Below are 18,214 nucleotides of genomic sequence, written 5' to 3'. Positions count from 1 at the left end.
GAACCACGGACGCAGGCGGGGGCGCGCAAATGAGCCGCTCGCTCCGAACGGCCGGGGTGGAGCTCACACCGGACGTCCCGGCCGACTCCGTCGGTTCGCTCGCGGCCACGGCGGAGCGATCCGGGTTCGACCGCGTCTTCGTCTCCGCGCACTACAACAACCGCGACCCCTTCGTGGCGCTCTCGCGGGTGGCGGCCGCGACGGAGTCAATCCGCCTCGGTCCCGGAATCGTCAACCCGTACGAGACGCATCCAGTGGCCCTAGCTTCACGGATAGCGACTCTCGCGGAACGGAGCGGCGGCCGTACGCTCTTCGGTCTCGGTGCCGGCGACGCTTCGACGCTCGCCGATCTCGGGATCAAGCACGACCGACCCCTTCGCCGCGTCCTAGAGACCATACGCGTCGCACGGGCGCTCTGGGACGGCGAGCGCGTCGATCACGACGGCACGTTTCGGGCGGTCGACGCGACTCTCGACTACGACGCCGGCTCGACGCCGATCTACGTCGGTGCACAGGGACCCGATATGCTCCGTATGGCCGCGACGTACGCCGACGGCGTGCTCGTGAACGCCGCGCATCCAGACGACCTCGCGGCCGCGGTGGACCGGATCGACCTCGGTCTCGCCGACCGGTCTCCGGAGCGCGGGTCCTTCGACACCGTCGCGTTCGCGAGCGTCAGCATCGCCGACGACGCTGCCGAGGCACGCCGCGCCGCCCGCCCGCCCGTCGCGTTCGTCACCGCCGGCGCGCCGCGTGCCATCCTCGATCGCCACGGGATCGACCCCGACAGGGCGGCCGCCATCGGCGACGCACTCGGTCGCGGCGCGTTCGATGACGCATTCGAGACCGTGTCGCCGGCGATGATCGACGCCTTTTGCATCGCCGGCGATCCGGCGGACGTCGAAACCCGACTCCGCAACATCCTCGAATACGTCGATGGCGTCGTCGCCGCCGCACCACTCGGACCGGACCGGGCGAGCGCCATCGACCACCTGGGCGACGTGTTCGAGCGGGTGCGTGCGCCGTGACGCGCGGCGTCGCCGGGGACGCCCAGCTCGCGCTCCTCCTCGATGTGGCCGCCGCCCCGAAGCCGGGGAACGTCGATCGCGAGCGCGACCACCACGACCTCCGCTTCGAGCAGTTCCTCGCCGGTGCCGTCGGTGCCCGTCCCGGCCTCGACGCTGCCGCCGCGGGCGCGCCGGTCGGTGAGGCGTTCGAGACCGCCGTCGCCGGCATGGCCGAGCGGGCGCGGGACAACACCCAGTTCGGCGCGCTCCTCCTCCTCACGCCGCTCATCCGCGCGGCCGCGAGCGCCGACGAGGTGACGCGTGCGGCCGCCACGGACGTCACCGAGGCGACGACCGTGGACGACGCCGTCCAGTTCTACCGGGCGTTCGACCACACCGACGTCGGCGTCGCCGACCCCCCGGCGGAGCTCGCCGACCTCGACGTTCGGCGGGGTGCCGACGCGATCCCGGCCGTCCGATCACGGGGGCTCACCCTCTCGGCGGTCGTGACGGCCGGCGCGCCGACCGACGGCGTCGCCGACGAGTGGGCCAGCGGGTTCGAGCGGACGTTCGACGCCGCGGCCTCGCTGTGTGCGGGAACGGCGGCGCTCCCCGAGCGAATCGCCCGAACCTTCCTCGGCCTGCTCGCGGAGGCTCCCGACGGACACGTCGCCGCCCGACATGGGAGCGCCGTCGCCGAGCGCGTGCGCGAGCGCGCTGCGGCACTCGAAGACGCGGACCGCGCGACGATCGACGCGTGGGCCGACGAGCTCGTTGATCGGGGGATCAATCCGGGAACGACCGCCGACATCACCACCGCGGCGGTGTTCGTTGCACTCTCCCGCGGGGTCCGCGTATGACCGATTGGCCGGTTCCGCTGCGTGGCGTGACGGAGAGCATCATCACCACGGAGGGCCCGAACGGGCGGTGGAACGCGGCGGCGCTCGGGCTTCACGCGGGCGACGTCGTCACCGCGGAGACCTGGGGCCACACGCGGACGCGCCGCAATTTCGAGCGGACGGGCGTCGGCTACGTCCACTTCACCCGGGACGCGCGCCTCTTCGTCGAGGCCGCACTCGGCGTGCACGAAACCGACGAGTCGGCGCTCCCGAGCGCCGATGCACGAGTTCGCGTCGACGTGGAGCGCCGCGAGGCGGGGAAGCGCGACGGGACGCCGTGGGCGTCGTGGGCACTCCACCCTACGGCCGTCGCGGTCGGCGAGGAGCGCGTCCCGCTCACGAACCGCGGGTTCGCGGCCGTCGTCGAGGCGACGGTCGCGGCGTCACGGCTCGGCGTCGAGGCCTACGACGACGACGTCCTCCGGCGTCGCTTGGACCACGCGACTGCGGTCGCGCGCCGGTGTGGCGGCCCGGCGGAGCACGACGCCATCGATCGCGTGCACGAGCACGTCGAGGAGGCACAGTCCGATGGGTGAGAGCGTCTCCGTCTCCACGGGCGCGCGACTCCACATGGGGTTCCTGAACCTCTCGCCCGAGCACGAACGGCTGTACGGGAGTCTCGGCGTCGCGCTCGCCAAGCCCCGCGTGTCGGTTACGGCGACGGCGGCGGAGACGATCGACTGTCCGCGCGCGTTCGAGGAAGACGTGCGGCGGATCGTCGACCACCTCGGCGTCCCCGGCGCGCGCGTCGAGCTGAACGAGTCGCTCCCCCGGCACGTCGGTCTCGGGAGCGGAACCGCGACCGTACTCGCGATGACCGCGGCCATCGCCCGCACGTACGACGCGCAACCGTGCATCCGGGAGTGTGCGCCCGCCCTCGGCCGCGGTCGCCGGAGCGGCATCGGCGTCGCGGCTATCGAGAACGGTGGCTTCGTCCTCGACGCCGGCCGCCCGACGCCGGCCTGCGGCACACCCACGGGGACGGCGACGGACGGGGAGGACGGGACGTGGACGGTCCCGCCAGTCGTCGCCCGCCACACCATCCCGCCGGCGTGGCGGTTCGTGCTCGTCGTTCCGGCGGCCGACCCCGGTCGCTGTGGCGACGCGGAGCAAAAGAGTATGCGCGCGGCGATCGGCGACGCCGACCCGGACGTCTCGGATCGGATCGCCGGCCTCGTCACGCGTCGTGTCCTCCCGGCGATCGAAGCGGGCGACGCGGCGGCGTTCGGCGACGCCGTGACGGAGATCGGGCGACTCAACGGGACGTGGTACGCCGACGAACAGGACGGCGTCTACCGTGCACCTGTTGCGACGCTCGTCGACACCCTGCTGGCGGACGACGCGATCACCGGGGCCGGCCAGTCCTCCTGGGGGCCGGTCGCGTACGGCGTCACGACTACCGACGAGCGGGCCGCAGCCCGCGCGGCCGGCGAGCGCGCGCTCGAACGTGCCGGTGTCGCCGGCGATGTCCGAATCGTCGCTCCGCAGAACTGCGGCTCCCTCGGGTGAGGGCTCGTTGGCCGCCGCCTTGTCGCTTTTCCCGACGCGGTGTCGCCACCGCTCGACCGGTCACTCGGGTCGGTACGGCGTCGTATCGATCGGATTTCGACGGTCCGGACCCGATACATAGGTTTCCTCTACGAACTGCCCGTAGTGGAGGTCGGCCCAGTAGACCCTCCCGTCGTAGCGGACGACCCACGAGCCGTGCATCTCGCCGCGCTGGACGGCGTCGTGGGCGCGGAAGCGTTCGAGGACGGAGCGCTCCAACTCGGCGTCCGTGTACGTCGCCCCAGTACCTCGACTACAAAGGTGAGATACGTGGCGTTGAGGTGCTGAAGGAGAACGAGTGGGATACCTCGAAGACCTGCTCGAAGTGTGGCGACGACACGAAATCGAACCGCAAGCACCGTGGCTTGTACGTGTGTTCGTCGTGTGGGTTAGTCGGGAACGCGGATTGCAACGGGGCGGAGAACATGCGCCAGAAGATAACTCCGAGTTCTCACGGTGAGGATAGGAGTAACGGCTGTGTGGTGGTTCGAGAGACCAGAGGTCTCTCGTCATCACCAGAAGTCGAAGACTTCTGGTTAGCAGCCAGAACGCTTCGCGTTCTGACGACATCACGAAAGGCGCGGAGCGCCTTTCGAACGACACAGCCATCGACATACCTGTTCGACCGCGAGAGCGGGACGTTTCGAACGAGAGAACAGGTCGTGTCGTAGACCGGCAAATATCCCAACCTGCGGTACGGGAAGCCTCGCCGTGAACGGCGAGGAGGATGTCACCTAGACGTTTCCCTGAGCGAGTCAGTTAATGAACTCTTGACGCTCACGCCCACGCTCATCGGTTCCTGCCTCGTACTCGGCTTTAACTCTCCCTCTTTGTACGTCTCGAGAGTGTCTTCGTCTCCAGCGAGGAGTATCCCGTCTCGGAGCGCCGCATACGCGACGTGATTCGGGAGCGATTCGATATCGCTCACGTCGACGAACTTCGCGGCATACTCTTGGCGCTCGGCGTCGATTCGATTTCGAAGGTGGAACCGATCGTGCTCGTTCAGGTCTTCTGGAAACCGGAGCGCAATGTCGACATCCGAGGATTCGTCTGCCGTCCCTCGGGCGTGTGAGCCGAACAGAATCGCAAAATCAACGTCTGTCTCGGCGAGGTACTTCCGCATCCCCGCAAGATCCACGCCTTCGACAGCCGGCTCACTTTGATGCGCCATTTTCCAACCAGATGGTTGATTTTCACTTGCATCTTGCCCTAACGAGTAGTCGTGATGTCGGTAGTTTCTCGTCGACTGCTACCGTCAACCTCTGCCTCGTTCCGCGAAATATTAACCAACACTTTCTCCACCTCTTTGTTTGTTGGTTAACACCCTGTCTTCCAATCCTCGTATGTGTATCACGAGTCACCCGTATCGTACACATCGTACGACCGAACCACTCGTACGATACGGGTTCTGAGAAATACACTACCTTTCCTAAAACCTCTCGATACGGACTCTCTAACAGATACTCTACGCGTATCCTGTATCACACGAGTTCTACGAGAGACATAGATTTATACGAGTTCCACGCAATATCCCGGTATGCGCTCATCACCTATCGAACCTGTACGATGCGTACGATACGCGCTCTGGAGGGAGGACGTATGACCAATCGGCTCTCCGTCTCAATGCAGAAGGGTGGCGTCGGGAAGAGCACCACCACAATCAATCTGGGTGGCGCACTCGCGGACGCTGGCCACGACGTCCTCGTCGTCGACGCCGACCCGCAGGGGTTCATCACGATATCTCTTGGCCTCCGCGAGTACTACGTGAGTGAAGACCGGTCGCTCTACGACGTCATGACCGACATCGATCGGTTCGACGAAGTGAACGACCTCATCGTCTCTCACGACGAGTTCGACGTCCTCCCAGCACACGGGAGTAACTTCCAGCTTGAACGCGAACTCTGGTCGCTCAGCCGTACCCAAGAACGCCTCGACATGATCCTGGACCGTATCGCCCACGACTATGACTACCTCTTGATTGACTCTCCGCCGAACATGGGGCCGCTCGCGGACGGTGCCCTCTTGGCTGCGCAGAACGTCCTCTTCGTCTCACGTGCCGACCCGATTGCGACGTTCTCGATGAATCTCCTTACCCAGGAAATCGATCAACTCGAACGCGAATTCCAGACCTCGATCGGTATTCTTGGTGCAGTCGTCAACGCGGTGAGCCGGAACAACATCAGCGAGGACCGCCTTGAGTGGTTCCACCAGTATCTCGGTGAGGAGAACACGTTTGTTGTCCCTGAGACTGTCGCGATTGGGGGTGCATTCGAACAGGAGGGGAGCCTTTACACCTATGAACCGGAGAACCGCCATCGTGAGCAGAAAACAGCTGAAGTGTGTGAGATATATGACCGGCTCGCCAGCACCATGGAGGAATACTTCGCATGACTGACGACGACTCGAACGACGACGCGTTCAACGACCAACTCGGCAACGCGCTTAGCGGCCGTGTCGGGAAACGCCCCGACGAATCGGTAGACAACTCGTCTGATACGGAGAGTACAGGCGACACAAGTGACTCAAATAACTCGGGTGATACGGGTTCTACGGGTGATGCAGGTGATACTGGTCCTTTAGATGACTCAAGCGCTTCTGAGCCTTCGAACGACTCGGACACTACGGGTAGTACCGATAACGCGGGTGACACGGGTAGTGCAGACAATACGGGCGACACGGGTAGTACGGAGAGTATGGGAGCCACGAGTGAGACAAGTACCCCCGGTCCAGACCCTGACCCGACGAGCACGCGCAGTACGCGGACGAAGTATCCAATCTATCTCACCGACGAGTTCCAAGAGGAGTTGAACCAGCGCTATAAGCGGATGAACGCACAGCGGATCATGGACGACGAACCCGAGATTGAGAAGCACAAACACTTCCTTGAGGCCGTTCTTCGCGCTGGCCTCGACCAAGACGACCTTGATGACTACGTCGAGGCTATGGAGGAGCGATACTGATGGCCTACGAGAACTTCGATACACAGTTGGTCAACGCCCTTCTCGGGGACGGGCGTGCGAGTCTGCGGCGCCTCGCCGAAGAACTCGATGTATCTGTGACGACGGTTTCGAACCATCTCCATGATCTCGAGGATGCTGGTTTCATCCGGGCTACTCCCCAATCGTCGACTACGGCAAACTCGGCTATGATGTCACTACCACCCTCCAGCTCAAGGCCGAAGGCGGCTCATTGCCCGATCTCGCAGACCGGCTCAGCGCGCACAAACAGATGGTGTCCGTCTACGAGGTCACGGGCGACTACGACGTTATCGCGGTCGGCAAATTCCGTGATACCGACGATATGAACGTCCTCATCAAGGAACTCCTCGGCGACGCCGATATTAAGGAATCCTCAACGAGTGTCGTCCTGAATGCCGCCGCTGAGAACGAACAGTTCGAGCTCGACGTCGAGTAAGAGGTGTATTCAGAGATATCCAGCTGTAGCTCTTGCCAAAAGCGTCTCTCCGGCCGGAGAACGAACCTCGCGCAGGCCGACGATTACGTCGCTCCGTATTTGTCGAGATTCTGCGAGTGGACGTAGCCCTGACTGCCATAGCCGAAGACGGCTACGGTCATATCCCGATGTAGGATCGGTCCGCGTCGTCGTAGTATACCGTCGTGTTCAGGCTTTCGTCCGCTAGACTGTGTCTATTATGATGCGTTCGGCGGTTGGGACAGTTCGTTTGCGGTGCCCGGCTTCTCGTCCAGGACGGACGGTTGATCGCCGTGTGCTAATACGGTGTAGCCTATCCGCGCGATTTCGATGATACCGAACTGTGGAACCCGTCAATCGCGTCGTCGATCTCCTGTTCGTCGCCGGTGAGCTGAACTGTGATGGTCTCCGGGTCGGCGTCAAGCGTCTGTCCGTCATACATCTCGGTGACAGCGTGGACCTTGTCGGGGCCGTCTCCTTCGACTTACAGGAGGGCGAGTTCGGTCCGCACGGCGTTGTCAGGTTCACCGACGGCGATTACCAGCTTGAGCTTGGCGAGTTGTTTGTCCGCTTGGTCGATCCTGGGTTCGGACTCCTCGATAACCATTGTGATCCGCGAGTGATTCTCGACGGTCGTTGGTCCGACGGTAAGGCTCTCGATATTGAAATGCCGGCGGGAGAACAACCCTGCGTGAGAGCACACCGGGGTCGTCCTCGATGAGCGCCGACAGCACCGTATGTCGCCGCTCGGTGAACGTCCAGTACTGGGCGGCTCACATCTGGTGCCGGGCGACGCCGGACGTGATGATCTGTGCATGAGACCTACTCATCTGTTACCTTGGTAAATGTTCATTTATTGGCTACAGACAGTGGTGGAACGGATACTGGGTAGCTCGTCTGCACTGAACGATAGGTAAATCGGCTATACGGTCAACCACTTCTTCCGACACCGCTCCTGTTGTTCCCACATAATATCTGACCTTCCAGAACCCGCCACCCAACCTTGCGGTGCGGGAAGCCCCGGTGTTTACGCCAGGCGTGCCACCCCAAATCTATTATCCTCAACCATCGGGATATTTACCTCACCCCTTGGTAGAACGTGGATATGACACCGCTGGAGGTTAGCCTTCGGCTACTCGCGGGATTAGGACTCATCCTGGCGAATGGCTTCTTCGTCGCGATTGAGTTCGCGTTAACGCGTGCCCGTCAGTTTAGCAAGGCGGAGTTTATTGGCGGAAACCCCGCGCTCGAACGAGCGTGGGAGATGACGAACAACCTCGAGATCTATCTGACGACGTGCCAGGTCGGGATTACCGCTTCGAGCATCGCTGTCGGGATTGTCGCTGAGCCCGCCCTCGCCGCGCTCTTCGAGCCGTACTTTGCCGGGACGGGTCTCGCCTCGATTGGGGCCGGTGCGATCCTCGCGTTCGGTCTCATCAACCTCCTGCATCTCACGCACGGCGAGCAGACGCCGACGTATCTCGGCGTCGAGCGCTCCCGAACTGTCTGTCGATACGGGGCCGCACCGCTCTACTGGTTCAACTGGCTCATCTCCCCGCTCATCACGCTCGGCGATGGGGTCGCGAAGGGGACGCTGAAGCTCTTCGGCGTCGAGATGACGGGCGCATGGCTGGAGACCGAGGAGGACGTCCTCGAGTCACGCGCCGACCTCCGCAACCGTCTCGACTCCCTCCTCTCCCGTGGCGAACTCCCCGAGGAGCGTCGCGAAGAAGTGATGAACGCACTCGACGCGGACGAACTCGAGATCAGCGAGATCATGGTCCCTGCTGACGACATTATCGCAATATCCGTCTCGGCGTCCGTTGAGGAGAACCTCGAGCGCATCCGGAACAGCCCACACACGCGCTTCCCGCTTGTCGGCGAGGATCTGACGGACTTTCACGGCATCGTCTACTCGCCGTCTCTCATCGAACACTACGAAGGGCTCACGGAGGGGACGACGTCGTTTGAGGAGATTGCGGCACCACCCATGACGCTCGCCGCCGACACGAGCGTCAGCGACGCCTTCGACCAATTCCAGGCCGAAGACCAAGAAATTGCACTCGTCCTCCGTGACGGGGAGGTCGTCGGCCTCCTCACCGCGACGGACGCCCTCGAAACCGTCATGGGTAACCTCAAAGACCCACTCGACTGACGAACGCGTTGTCGCTCTTTCCTACCATGCATCCTGACCTCGCCCCAACCACGACTGCTGCGACACCAGTCCTTGACGGCCTGCTCATCGGCTCGCTCGGCCTAGCCACGCTTCTCTTCGTGCTCTCGCTGGCCGCGTACACCCGTCGACGTACCCGCTCCGTACTCCTGCTCGTCGCGTCGTTCGGTGCGCTCTTCGGCTACTCGCTCATTGCGGTCCTGCAGGTGCTGGGGATGGTGACTGAGCAAACGCATCATCTCGTCGAGCACGCACTCGTTCTCGTCCAGTCGGCACTCGTCCTCGCTGCAGTCTACTATGCGCGCACGATCGAGCGAGCGGCGGGCGACGATGAGACGACATTAGTATCCGAGTCCCGAAGGGAGGAGTAGTGATGGAGGGTCTGTCGGGTGATTCGCTGTGACTGATCAGCGCGCCCGTCTCACGTCGTACGTCACAGATCACCCTGGGGTTCACTTTTCGGGCCTGCAGGAGGCACTTGACCTCGCAACCGGACAGACGCAGTATCACCTCCACCGGCTCGTTCGCGACGGTGATCTCGATCGTATGGAGTTCTACGGCCGCACGCATTACTATCCGATTGACTGTCCCTCGTGGGATCGTGCGGCATTCGCGCTTGCGCGCCGCGAGACGGTCCGCGACGTGCTTCTCGTCCTCCTTGAGAGTGGGCCGAGCGCGCCGGCGACTGTCGCCGACGAGATCGATATCGCGCGTAGCACGCTCGAACATCATCTCGACCACCTCACGACGCACGATATCGTTCGGAAGGAACGAGATAGTCGGAATCGCGTTACGCTCGTTCTCGTCCAACCGGAGGAGACTGTCCGCGTCCTCGAAACCGTGGCCCCGTCGGTCAGCGACCGGTTCATCGACCGCTTCCTCCGGCTCGTCGATTCCGTCTTCGAGGTATGACGCGAAACGCACCCCCCGTCTGCTCGTCACGCTCGTCGGCCTCCCCGTTCTCAGCGGGACGGCGCACGCTCACCAGATTCAGGCGTCGCGTTTTGCCGCACCAATCCCGCTCACGTATCTCTACGCGGGGGCGGCTGTCACGGTCTTCGTGACCGCAGTGGCATCCATTCACCTCGTCGCGAACGCGGGGGACGACCGCGCTTGTCGCGTTCGTGCAGGTGCTCGCAATCGCCGGCTTCGCTCTCTTGCTCTATCGGGGTACCGTCGGTCGACAAGTGCGGTCGTCGAACGCCGCGACGCTCGTGACGTGGGCGCTCGCGTTCGACGGGCTCGCACTCGTCGCTGCACTTCTCGGATCACCTGGCGATCATTGCTCCGTGGAACGCTGTTTATGTGACGCCGGCCGTGCCCGCTACGGCGTCAACGGCTGGTAGTAGGGGACTTCGATATGCGGAACTGGGACGCCGAGCGTCGCGAGCGCGTGTGCGATCGGCATCCACCCCAAGAGGACGAACGTGACGCCGAGCCCGCGATGCAGACGCGTACGGATTCGCTCGTCGACCGTCCCGACTACTGTTCCGTAGAGGAAGAGTGCGGGGATCGTTCCAAGTCCGAGCGCAGCGAGCGAGAGGACACCCGTAGTGGCACTCCCTCGAGCGAATGCGTAGAGGAACGCCGGATAGATGAGGGGGCAGGGCAGGAGGCCGTGAAGCAAGCCGAGGCCGACGATTCGTGGGGAGTCGGCCCAGTCGCCGACACGGGCAGAGAGCGTGTGGAACACGCCATCGAGGGGAGTGGAGACGTGCCCGAGGAGATCGCCCCGTCCCGTCAGGTAGGAGACGCCGGTAGTGAGGACGAACACACCGACGAGAAGGCCGGACGCGACACGAAGCCAGCCAGCGGCGTCAAGGACGCTGCCAGCGATCGAGTAAAATGTCGCCCCAAGCAGGCCGAAGATACCGCCGATGAGCGCGTAGCTCGCGGTTCGCCCGGCGTTGAACAGGACGTGCTGGCGGATCTCGAACCACGTGGGGCCGCGGTCATCGCTCGCGAACGCCTCAGCGTACGTCGTGACGAGCGGCCCACACATCCCCAAGCAGTGTGCACCGCCGAAGAGGCCGATGAGGAGGAAGACACCGAGCTCGACCGGCCGATTCGAGAGGAGGGTACCGCCCGCGTGCAGCGGAACCAGCACACTGAGAGCGCCGCTCACGAGTCCAGTTGGACGGTCCCTGTTTCGAGGAAGGCGGTTTCGTACCCTTCGTGGCGTGCGATATGGGGTGGCGTCTCGACGCGGAGCGAGACGGTGGTCGGATCCGCATTCAGAACGACGCCGTAGTGGAGGCCGAGTGTGGGATCGAGCGTCTCCGTGAGGTCGTGTTCGGTATCCTCAACTATCGCGGTCACCCCCATTGCCGGGAGTGGGAAGCGGTTATAGGGTGTGCGTGGGGAGACGGCGAGATAAGTGTCGCCCTCACTGCCACCGAACCGCGTCGCGTCATCGAGATTGGTCGCGACGAGGTCGGCATCGCCAATCGATCCCCGCCCACGTACTGATCCTGGCATGGCCTCGGCCGTCGGGACGGTTCCCGCGGGCAGCATCTCCATATCCATCGGAGCAATCGCACCGCTCGTCCCCTGCTTTTCGGGGAGTCGACGCCACTCGATGTTGCGGAGCGTCGAGCGGGCGTAGTCGAGCGTGAAGTCGAAGGAGAGCGAATTGGGGGCATCCCCGAGCGTGCCTGTCCGCGTCGCCGACGGCGCACCGACATCAATACTGACGTCATACGTCGCCTCCTGAGGGAGCCGGACGTTGTCGCCGAAGTGGAAGCCCATCGGTTGGGAGAGCATCGACCACGGGGTGTTCGAAACCGTCTCACCGCTCGGCCCAGTAAGGCGGACGCTCGGCGCGACGTCGGAAATCACGGTCCCCGAGTCGCGGTGCCAGAGCGACACCATCAGATGCATCGTGTCTGCCGACTCGATAGTGACGCGGTTCGTGTGCGTGCCAGTGACGAGCCAGAAGCGATGCGGGTAGGTGTAGCTAAGTGCGCACGCGTAAGCGCCCTCTGTCGCCATCCCGACCATCTGCATCTGTTCGACGTGTGAGGGGTAGTAGACGGCGTTCGGCCGATTCTCGACGACCGGCGGTGCGCTGAACGCACGCTCCTCGAGATTAAATAGGTCCGTACAGCCGGCGAGTGCGGCCACGCCGAGCGTCCCGGCGGTTGAGAGGACGCGTCGTCTACGCATCGGCACCCTCGGGTGTCGGCAGTGCGCGATTCGAACGTGGCGGGACGAGGTAGTTGCCTCTGTGGGTGACAGTCATGTATTGGAGAATACCGTTGTTGTTGCGCTGGCCGACCGGCGTCTCTCCGGCGAGGCCGGTGCCAGTCATCGCCTCGCGAGTCTGGACGAAGTCGGTGATGTCGCGTTGATAGCTGAGGAAGTGGAGGCCGGCGTGGCCGCCGTCGGTGGAGTCGAAATCCCGCCGGAGAATGATCGGGCGGTCGTCCTTGCGGACGTCGAGCATCTTCTGACTGTGACCGACCATCCCGTCCTCGTTGGCGGCCTTCACGGCGGGTTTGGCCTTATCCATCTTCGCGTCCGTCCCAAGGTTGTCGCCAGCGCCCTTGACGACGCCATTCTCGGCGTGATACGGGCAGAACATCTTTCCGACGCGCTGATAGCGATCGTCCTGCTCGTACCACTGCTCGAGATTGAGACGCATATGCGAGGCGTGCTGCGTCGTACCGCCCGCAAATGGCCCCTCGCGAATGGTGACGCGGTCCTCGCTTGCCTGGGTCTTCTTGAAGGTGGACTTGAAGCCCATGTAGAGCGGGGTGTCCTCCGGGACCGGATCAGAGTCCGGCACTCCGTTCGTATCTTGGTGGTCGGCGGGAAGGCCGTCACCGGTGAAGCCGGTGCGACGCTCGGCGACGTTGAGGACATCGTCGAACGTCCCCGAAACGTCGACGCCGTTGAGAGTGCCTTTCTTTCCTTTGAGCGCTTGTTCGGCGGCGAGGAGGACGTGTGCGTGGTCGCTTGCGAGATGGAGGGCGGCGTCGTAGGTGTCGAGCTCAGGATTCTCGAAGGAGGCGAGCGCGGCGGGAGCGGGGAGGTCAACGGAGTCAGGGAGCGAGGCGTCATAGCGCGCGAAGTAGGAGGGTGAGTACGCCATCGTGGAGAGGAGGCCGTTGTGACGCCACGCGTACGCCTCTTCGAGCGTTGCCAGCGCGCCCTTGACGGTGTCGCGCTCGTCCGCGGTGGGGGTGCCGTCACCGTCGTAGTCGAGCATGAGGAGCAGGCGGTGCGGAACGGGGACGGCGTTCCCGTGGTCGTCGCGCTCGACGTAGGCGCTCCACGCGTGCTGGCGCTCAGGAAGCGACGTCGGAGTACCCGGTGGGACGTCAGGGTCGTCCGTTCGGTCGAGGCACGCCGAGAGCGCGCTCACGCCGCCGATCGCGAGCGCGGACTTCACGAACGCCCGCCGGTTGATGCCACGACCACCGTGGTCAGCCATGGGTGCGTCGATGCGACCACCGTCAATGGTGGTTCTGGTACGGGCGTCGAATCGATGTTCGGAGGGATGACGTATCGTAGCCGTGAGCGTCTGAACCGTCTGGTACGCTGGTCGAAAGCACTCGTACGACCGACGCATAGAAGGCATCGAACGCAACACCATCGCACAGTACGATGACGGAGAACTCCGAACGATCCCGACGGTGGTCGCGCGCGTTCCGCTGGCTGGTGACGCTCTCGCTTGTCGGGACGATCCTTCTGATGGGCGCGGCCGTCTACTCAGTCGCCCTCCAAGGGTGGATGTCCTGTGGTGCGGGGTTCCCGAAGTGCGCCGGCGTTTGGGCACCGATCTTCCACCCGGTTGAGACGCTCTCCGCCGAATACACCGCCGCGCAAATTCTCGCTGAGTGGTCGCATCGCGCTATCGCGTTCCTCACCGGCCTGCTGATGCTTGCAGCGAGCGCGATTGCCTGGTGGCGCATCACGGGGTTCTGGCTCACCACACGGCTCGTCATAGCCGCGACCGCTGTCCTTCCGTTTGAGGCGTGGCTCGGCGTCGTCACCGGCGTTCCCAATCCCGCATTCGGCTACGTTGCCCTCCATACCGTCATCTCGTTGTTCGTCCTCGGCTCGCTGGCCATTGCGACCGCCATCCTCTGGCGGCACACGACACGGAATACTTCCACAGCAACTGACGCCACGGCTACTAATTGACTATGTCCACGTCTATCACGACCTCTCAACCTCAGTTGACGGACGAACCACCGATGGAGAACACGTACCCACCGAATCGCGCGTCGCTCGCCAGCACACTCCGGCGAACGCTCGTGTGCGTTACACTGCTTTTCGGGAGTCTCTGTGGTGTGCCGGTCGTTTCGGCACACGGCGGCGCGGCCTACTTCCCCGGCGTCGAACAGTGGTACGCACTCATCCCACTACTGCTCGGGATACTCGTCGTCGCGGGCGCCGTCACCGTCCGCCGCCGCCGTCCCGCTGCTCGCGTCTCACACGTCCTCACAGTCGTCTTCTCCGGGCTCGTTCTCGCGGTTATCGGTGCAATCGCGCTCGTCCAGCTTTCGCCAATTACGTCGTTCAGCACGACATCCCGCCCGTTCACGACGCGGACGCTCACGCTCGTCCGGCTCGTTCTCGGGGGGACTGTCCTCGTCACAAGCGTTACGCTCGCCCGGCGACGCTGGCCGATGAAGCCACGCTACGCCGGTCTCGGACTGCTCTTCGGTGGGTGGTTCCTCTACCCGATTCTCCTTCGAGATTTCCAGCCCGGGTTCAATCCCATCGGCTATCTGCTCTTCGCCACGCTCGTCTTCTCAGTCGGCTACATCGCATGGCGAGATTGCCGCCACGCGATTCGAACGCTCTGCACGGACCCGATCACACGGCGCTTCGGCGCTGCGGTCAGCGTCCTCACAGCCGTCTTCTTCATGTTCTCTGCAGGGATCCTCATCATGCTCCCGGATCCGAGCGGCGTCGGAATCACGTGGACGCAGTCATTCGTTCACGTTCTTCCCGTGAAGGACCCGCTCGTCTACTGGCCGGCGGTCGAGTTCTGGTTCCCACCGCTACCGCTCGGTGGCTATCTCTCCGTCGGGATGCTCACACTCGTCCTCATCATCTCGCTCCTCGTCGGGTTGAACGGCGCTATCGTCGCCTACCAGTGGCGCTGTCAGAGTACGGTCGGGTTCGACGGTGCAACGGGTGCGGCAGCAATCGCCGCCCCGAACGCCTGCTGTTGTTGTGGCCCCGTCCTCTCCCAGCTCGCTGTCGTCGCACTCGGACCGAGCGCCGCGATGCCGTTCTACTGGCTCTTCATCGACACAGCGTCACCGCTCGGAGTCCTCTTCTTCACCGGCAGTATCGTACTCTTACTCGGCAATCTCGTCCGATTCTCGGCTGCGCTTGCTCCGACAGAACCGCTACCGGAACACACTCTGTAAGCGACCGTATCGGGAGCGAACTGCGAGGCGGTTCCTCGAGTTCGTTCGCTCGTCGCTGCTCGTGCCACTGTAACCTCGTGAAGAGGCCGGTGTGAGCGGGTGGCGAGAGGCATCGCTATCGACTCGTCGAGAAAATCACCGATTTTGCAACGAACTCGGTTTTCCGGTCGGTTCATCGGAGGCTGAACGGGCTCAATCGGGGTAACAGAGGCACGAATCGTCGAATCGTGGGACAAATTTCGCGGGTTCTCGTACACATTCGGAGCGACTGGGGGTATCAGAAGTTGAGACCGTCCTTCTCAATGCATATGGTTCTCGGGCTGGTTTGTGGCTATGGACAAGGTGCTCCTTCGACATTTTCGTCGATTTCACTCCTAGCCACAGACAAGCTGGGAGGGCTACTCATTCCACAGCGGCCAGTGCGTCGCGCTGACGTTGACATTAACGTCGTGAATGGACGTGCTGATACTGGCCCAGCCGCCAAAATGTTCGCTACTCGCTCCACGTGAGCTGGCCAACGGTTGGGAACTCAACCTTTGCTGTTTGGGGTGGGTTGTAGTATCGGGACTTGATGTCGTAGTATCCGAATTCGGGAGGGATACGAGCGCACGCCTTTGCCAGATTTTCGTCCGCTGTGTGGGTGATCACACGGATTCGAGCATTCGCATCGAACAATCGAACTGCCAACGCGACCAACGCCGCATCCTGCCAGTTGTTAGTCTCTGGATACTTGCTCTGCTGGTTGAGAAACCCATCTGCAACGAACCGTGCTTTCTCAACCGGTCCAGCGCTACTATCGAATCCCTCTGTACGATCACCTGGTAGCGGTGGGGCTACCCGAAGCCTTCCTTCTTCGATAGCCGTATCGAGGTATGGATTCGTCGGTGAGTCGGCACTCCCGGTATCCGCCAACTCGTGGTAGACCGCTGCTGGCACCCAAACTTCAGTTCCAGCTTCCTCTACGGCACTCTTGAGCGATTGTAGGTGTGGACTGGGGCGCTTCCCCAAGTTCCGAAACATCACCGTGTCCGCAATGTTCGCAGTATACATCCTCGTCACTCGGTCTACTTGTCAGCAAATTCCTCGAGAAGAGCGCCCTCGTCCGCATCGAACTCATCCGGTGTGTACGTCGTCGGGGCCGACTCATCATCACCGAGATCGAGAACCGAATAGAGCGCTTCGACGAGGTCATACGTAGTTCCAGGAGAGAGATCTGTGAGGCTCGCGATTTGCCGGATCGTGACATCGCCCTCACTGTGTGCGTTCACGAGATCGTATGCGAGTGCGAGCGTGACGATGCCGTAGTCTTCGAGGACTCGTTCGATCGCTGGGTACTCGTTTTTCTGGGCGATTACCTCGATGATCTTGGGAGTGATCGAGACTTCCGTCTCACGGACTGTCAACGTTAGCTCGAACTCCTGAGCGGTGTATACGGCAGTCCCGCCGTCGTCACCAACCTTGCTGATCAAGCCCGCTTGCTCCAGTTTATGGAGGTAGTCGTACACCGTCTTTTTCGAGACGGTCGTTGTTTCGACGAGCTCGGGGCCTGTCGCAGTTTCTGCCTGTCTAATCGATGTATAGAGGTCAGCGAGAGACGGGTTTTCAAGTAATTCTGCGAACGTCGGAATTCCAGTGATAGTTCCCGGAGTGTCCCCCGCGTTTCGCACGTGTTCTGTATCGTAGCTCATCTTGTATAGAGTTACGAAACTGGAAACCATAAATGTTTGCCACGGAAACGGGACGCTGTAGCGTTTACAAACGGGCGCAATCGCAGAGGATAGCTTTGTTACGTGCCTTAATTACACACTACTCTCGCCCACAACGTCAATTAAGTAGATACGCTTATTGATGATTAAGTGGCAATCTCCCAGAGAGTATTTACCAGTGTACTACTAGCTTATCATATGGACCGTGTGCATCTCCACGTCCTTGTTGCAGGGTGCTTAATCGTCCTTGCTGGTTGTGCCGCTACGAACCCTCTATCGCCGTCGAATACCCAGAACTCACAGTACCACCTTCACGTCCAGCAAGCAGACGGAAACATTTCAGCTGATGATGTGATCCAATTCGATGAGCTAACTCCTGCTCAACAGCGGGTGTTCAAGGACGCGCTTCAGAAGGGGATTGCTGACGTACCGAATAATGTTAGTATTGATCCATGGACTCACTACCGCTACGTGAGATATGACAATGACACATATGTAGCAGTCGTGTCCACGGCGTAGTTCAATTCCCTCTTATCGAACGTTCAATAGCTGGCCTACATCTAACGATTAGTTGCACCACTCCTGTTCGCGATTGACAGAGCACGGAACTCTCTCGATACTGGCCGGTTGGACGGACTCTTGAGCGTATCTCTACTATCCATTTGCAGTGGCTGCGACTCGTGAGTCTCGACGCAGCGTCTTTCGACGAATCGCACACCAGCACGTCGAGTGGCCCGAATATGACTCGACACCGCTGTACGATCGCTCCTCACTCGGTGGGTTAGAATCGGACGTTCGAGTCGTCTTGGGTGTCTGGTTTACGCACCCTGATCATGACTCACTCGAACAGTTTGTCTGCGAGCTTCCCCTGGCCTACTTTCGCTTCGAAGCCCACGACTGCTACGAGAGTTCGACATGCTACGAGATGGATACCCTCTTTCGCGTGTTCGTGCTGAAAGAACTCCACGGCTGGACGCACGAAACGCCTCTCTTCGAGTATCTCGATAGCCACCCTGAACTTTGTGAACGCCTCGAGTTGGGGACGGCACCCGATCAATCG

18 protein-coding genes and 5 pseudogenes are annotated in these 18,214 nt (G+C 62.2%); 14 read left to right on the top strand and 9 right to left on the bottom strand.

Annotated elements, in window-relative coordinates; translation table 11 throughout:
• The first annotated feature begins 29 nt into the window (after positions 1–29).
• Genes IEX84_RS13340 through IEX84_RS13325 form a run of 4 tightly spaced genes read left to right on the top strand, consistent with a single transcriptional unit; the run spans position 30 to position 3,415 of the window.
• Positions 30–1,028 carry a 5,10-methylenetetrahydromethanopterin reductase gene (locus IEX84_RS13340; protein WP_188873059.1) on the top strand — a complete coding sequence of 333 codons (999 nt, stop codon included), beginning with the start codon at positions 30–32 and terminating at the stop codon, positions 1,026–1,028.
• A complete protein-coding gene (locus IEX84_RS13335; RefSeq protein ID WP_188873058.1) occupies positions 1,025–1,867 on the top strand; it encodes a triphosphoribosyl-dephospho-CoA synthase in 843 nt (280 codons plus the stop codon). The genes IEX84_RS13340 and IEX84_RS13335 overlap by 4 nt, the downstream gene beginning before the upstream one ends.
• The gene (locus IEX84_RS13330) at positions 1,864–2,442 is read left to right on the top strand and encodes a DUF447 domain-containing protein (protein WP_188873057.1); all 579 of its coding nucleotides are present in this window, start codon (positions 1,864–1,866) and stop codon (positions 2,440–2,442) included. The genes IEX84_RS13335 and IEX84_RS13330 overlap by 4 nt, the downstream gene beginning before the upstream one ends.
• The gene (locus IEX84_RS13325) at positions 2,435–3,415 is read left to right on the top strand and encodes a beta-ribofuranosylaminobenzene 5'-phosphate synthase family protein (RefSeq protein WP_188873056.1); all 981 of its coding nucleotides are present in this window, start codon (positions 2,435–2,437) and stop codon (positions 3,413–3,415) included. Before IEX84_RS13330 ends, IEX84_RS13325 begins: the two co-directional genes overlap by 8 nt.
• 60 nt (positions 3,416–3,475) lie before the next feature.
• Here IEX84_RS13325 and IEX84_RS13320 read toward each other — a convergent pair whose 3' ends face one another.
• Positions 3,476–3,673, bottom strand: coding sequence for a hypothetical protein (locus IEX84_RS13320; RefSeq protein WP_188873097.1), 198 nt, complete (start codon positions 3,671–3,673; stop codon positions 3,476–3,478).
• 23 nt (positions 3,674–3,696) lie between these two features.
• Between IEX84_RS13320 and IEX84_RS13315 the strand changes: the two are divergent.
• Positions 3,697–3,936: pseudogene (locus tag IEX84_RS13315) on the top strand (zinc ribbon domain-containing protein); the annotation flags it as partial.
• 248 nt (positions 3,937–4,184) lie between these two features.
• On the opposite strand, the gene mntA reads toward IEX84_RS13315, so the two are convergent.
• Entirely contained in the window at positions 4,185–4,577 is a 393-nt protein-coding gene (gene mntA / locus IEX84_RS13310) for a type VII toxin-antitoxin system MntA family adenylyltransferase antitoxin (RefSeq protein WP_209590452.1), read from the bottom strand.
• A gap of 476 nt (positions 4,578–5,053) precedes the next feature.
• On the opposite strand from mntA, the gene IEX84_RS13305 reads away from it, so the two are divergent.
• From IEX84_RS13305 to lrp, 3 genes and pseudogenes are all read left to right on the top strand, one after another.
• On the top strand, positions 5,054–5,845 hold the full coding sequence (locus IEX84_RS13305) for a ParA family protein (protein ID WP_188873055.1): 792 nt from the start codon (positions 5,054–5,056) through the stop codon (positions 5,843–5,845).
• Entirely contained in the window at positions 5,842–6,414 is a 573-nt protein-coding gene (locus IEX84_RS13300; protein ID WP_188873054.1) for a hypothetical protein, read from the top strand. Before IEX84_RS13305 ends, IEX84_RS13300 begins: the two co-directional genes overlap by 4 nt.
• Positions 6,414–6,868, top strand: a pseudogene (gene lrp / locus IEX84_RS13295) (HTH-type transcriptional regulator Lrp). Before IEX84_RS13300 ends, lrp begins: the two are co-directional and overlap by 1 nt.
• Before the next feature lie 66 nt (positions 6,869–6,934).
• Here lrp and IEX84_RS14920 read toward each other — a convergent pair.
• A pseudogene (locus tag IEX84_RS14920) lies at positions 6,935–7,079 on the bottom strand (ketol-acid reductoisomerase); the annotation flags it as partial.
• A 25-nt stretch (positions 7,080–7,104) separates the two neighbouring features.
• A pseudogene (gene ilvN / locus IEX84_RS14915) lies at positions 7,105–7,635 on the bottom strand (acetolactate synthase small subunit); the annotation flags it as partial.
• Between the two features lie 356 nt (positions 7,636–7,991).
• On the opposite strand from ilvN, the gene IEX84_RS13280 reads away from it, so the two are divergent.
• Genes IEX84_RS13280 through IEX84_RS13270 form a run of 3 tightly spaced genes read left to right on the top strand, consistent with a single transcriptional unit; the run spans position 7,992 to position 9,971 of the window.
• Positions 7,992–9,041 carry a CNNM domain-containing protein gene (locus IEX84_RS13280; protein WP_188873053.1) on the top strand — a complete coding sequence of 350 codons (1,050 nt, stop codon included), beginning with the start codon at positions 7,992–7,994 and terminating at the stop codon, positions 9,039–9,041.
• Between the two features lie 26 nt (positions 9,042–9,067).
• Positions 9,068–9,430 carry a DUF7471 family protein gene (locus tag IEX84_RS13275; RefSeq protein ID WP_188873052.1) on the top strand — a complete coding sequence of 121 codons (363 nt, stop codon included), beginning with the start codon at positions 9,068–9,070 and terminating at the stop codon, positions 9,428–9,430.
• Between the two features lie 28 nt (positions 9,431–9,458).
• Positions 9,459–9,971: a winged helix-turn-helix transcriptional regulator gene (locus IEX84_RS13270; RefSeq protein WP_188873051.1), complete on the top strand. Its 513-nt coding sequence runs from the start codon at positions 9,459–9,461 to the stop codon at positions 9,969–9,971.
• A gap of 412 nt (positions 9,972–10,383) precedes the next feature.
• Here IEX84_RS13270 and IEX84_RS13265 read toward each other — a convergent pair whose 3' ends face one another.
• The 3 genes from IEX84_RS13265 to IEX84_RS13255 are packed head-to-tail and all read right to left on the bottom strand — an operon-like array spanning position 10,384 to position 13,494.
• Positions 10,384–11,184, bottom strand: coding sequence for a sulfite exporter TauE/SafE family protein (locus tag IEX84_RS13265; protein WP_229732380.1), 801 nt, complete (start codon positions 11,182–11,184; stop codon positions 10,384–10,386).
• Positions 11,181–12,224, bottom strand: a complete 1,044-nt coding sequence (locus IEX84_RS13260) for a DUF7350 domain-containing protein (RefSeq protein WP_188873050.1) — start codon at positions 12,222–12,224, stop codon at positions 11,181–11,183. Before IEX84_RS13260 ends, IEX84_RS13265 begins: the two co-directional genes overlap by 4 nt.
• Complete coding sequence (locus tag IEX84_RS13255) at positions 12,217–13,494, bottom strand: DUF7405 family protein (protein WP_188873049.1); 1,278 nt, start codon at positions 13,492–13,494, stop codon at positions 12,217–12,219. Before IEX84_RS13255 ends, IEX84_RS13260 begins: the two co-directional genes overlap by 8 nt.
• A 173-nt stretch (positions 13,495–13,667) precedes the next feature.
• Between IEX84_RS13255 and IEX84_RS13250 the strand changes: the two genes are divergently transcribed.
• Positions 13,668–14,207 carry a COX15/CtaA family protein gene (locus IEX84_RS13250; protein WP_188873048.1) on the top strand — a complete coding sequence of 180 codons (540 nt, stop codon included), beginning with the start codon at positions 13,668–13,670 and terminating at the stop codon, positions 14,205–14,207.
• Between the two features lie 149 nt (positions 14,208–14,356).
• Entirely contained in the window at positions 14,357–15,448 is a 1,092-nt protein-coding gene (locus IEX84_RS13245) for a hypothetical protein (RefSeq protein WP_188873047.1), read from the top strand.
• A 492-nt stretch (positions 15,449–15,940) separates the two neighbouring features.
• On the opposite strand, the gene IEX84_RS13240 is transcribed toward IEX84_RS13245, so the two are convergent.
• Entirely contained in the window at positions 15,941–16,498 is a 558-nt protein-coding gene (locus IEX84_RS13240) for a hypothetical protein (protein ID WP_188873046.1), read from the bottom strand.
• A 14-nt stretch (positions 16,499–16,512) separates the two neighbouring features.
• Positions 16,513–17,166 carry a winged helix-turn-helix domain-containing protein gene (locus IEX84_RS13235; protein ID WP_188873045.1) on the bottom strand — a complete coding sequence of 218 codons (654 nt, stop codon included), beginning with the start codon at positions 17,164–17,166 and terminating at the stop codon, positions 16,513–16,515.
• 655 nt (positions 17,167–17,821) lie between these two features.
• Between IEX84_RS13235 and IEX84_RS14910 the strand changes: the two are divergent.
• Positions 17,822–18,214, top strand: a pseudogene (locus IEX84_RS14910) (transposase); the annotation flags it as partial.

The organism is Halarchaeum rubridurum, assembly GCF_014647115.1.
Taxonomy (GTDB): domain Archaea; phylum Halobacteriota; class Halobacteria; order Halobacteriales; family Halobacteriaceae; genus Halarchaeum; species Halarchaeum rubridurum.
This window is presented reverse-complemented; position numbering and strand designations above follow the sequence as displayed.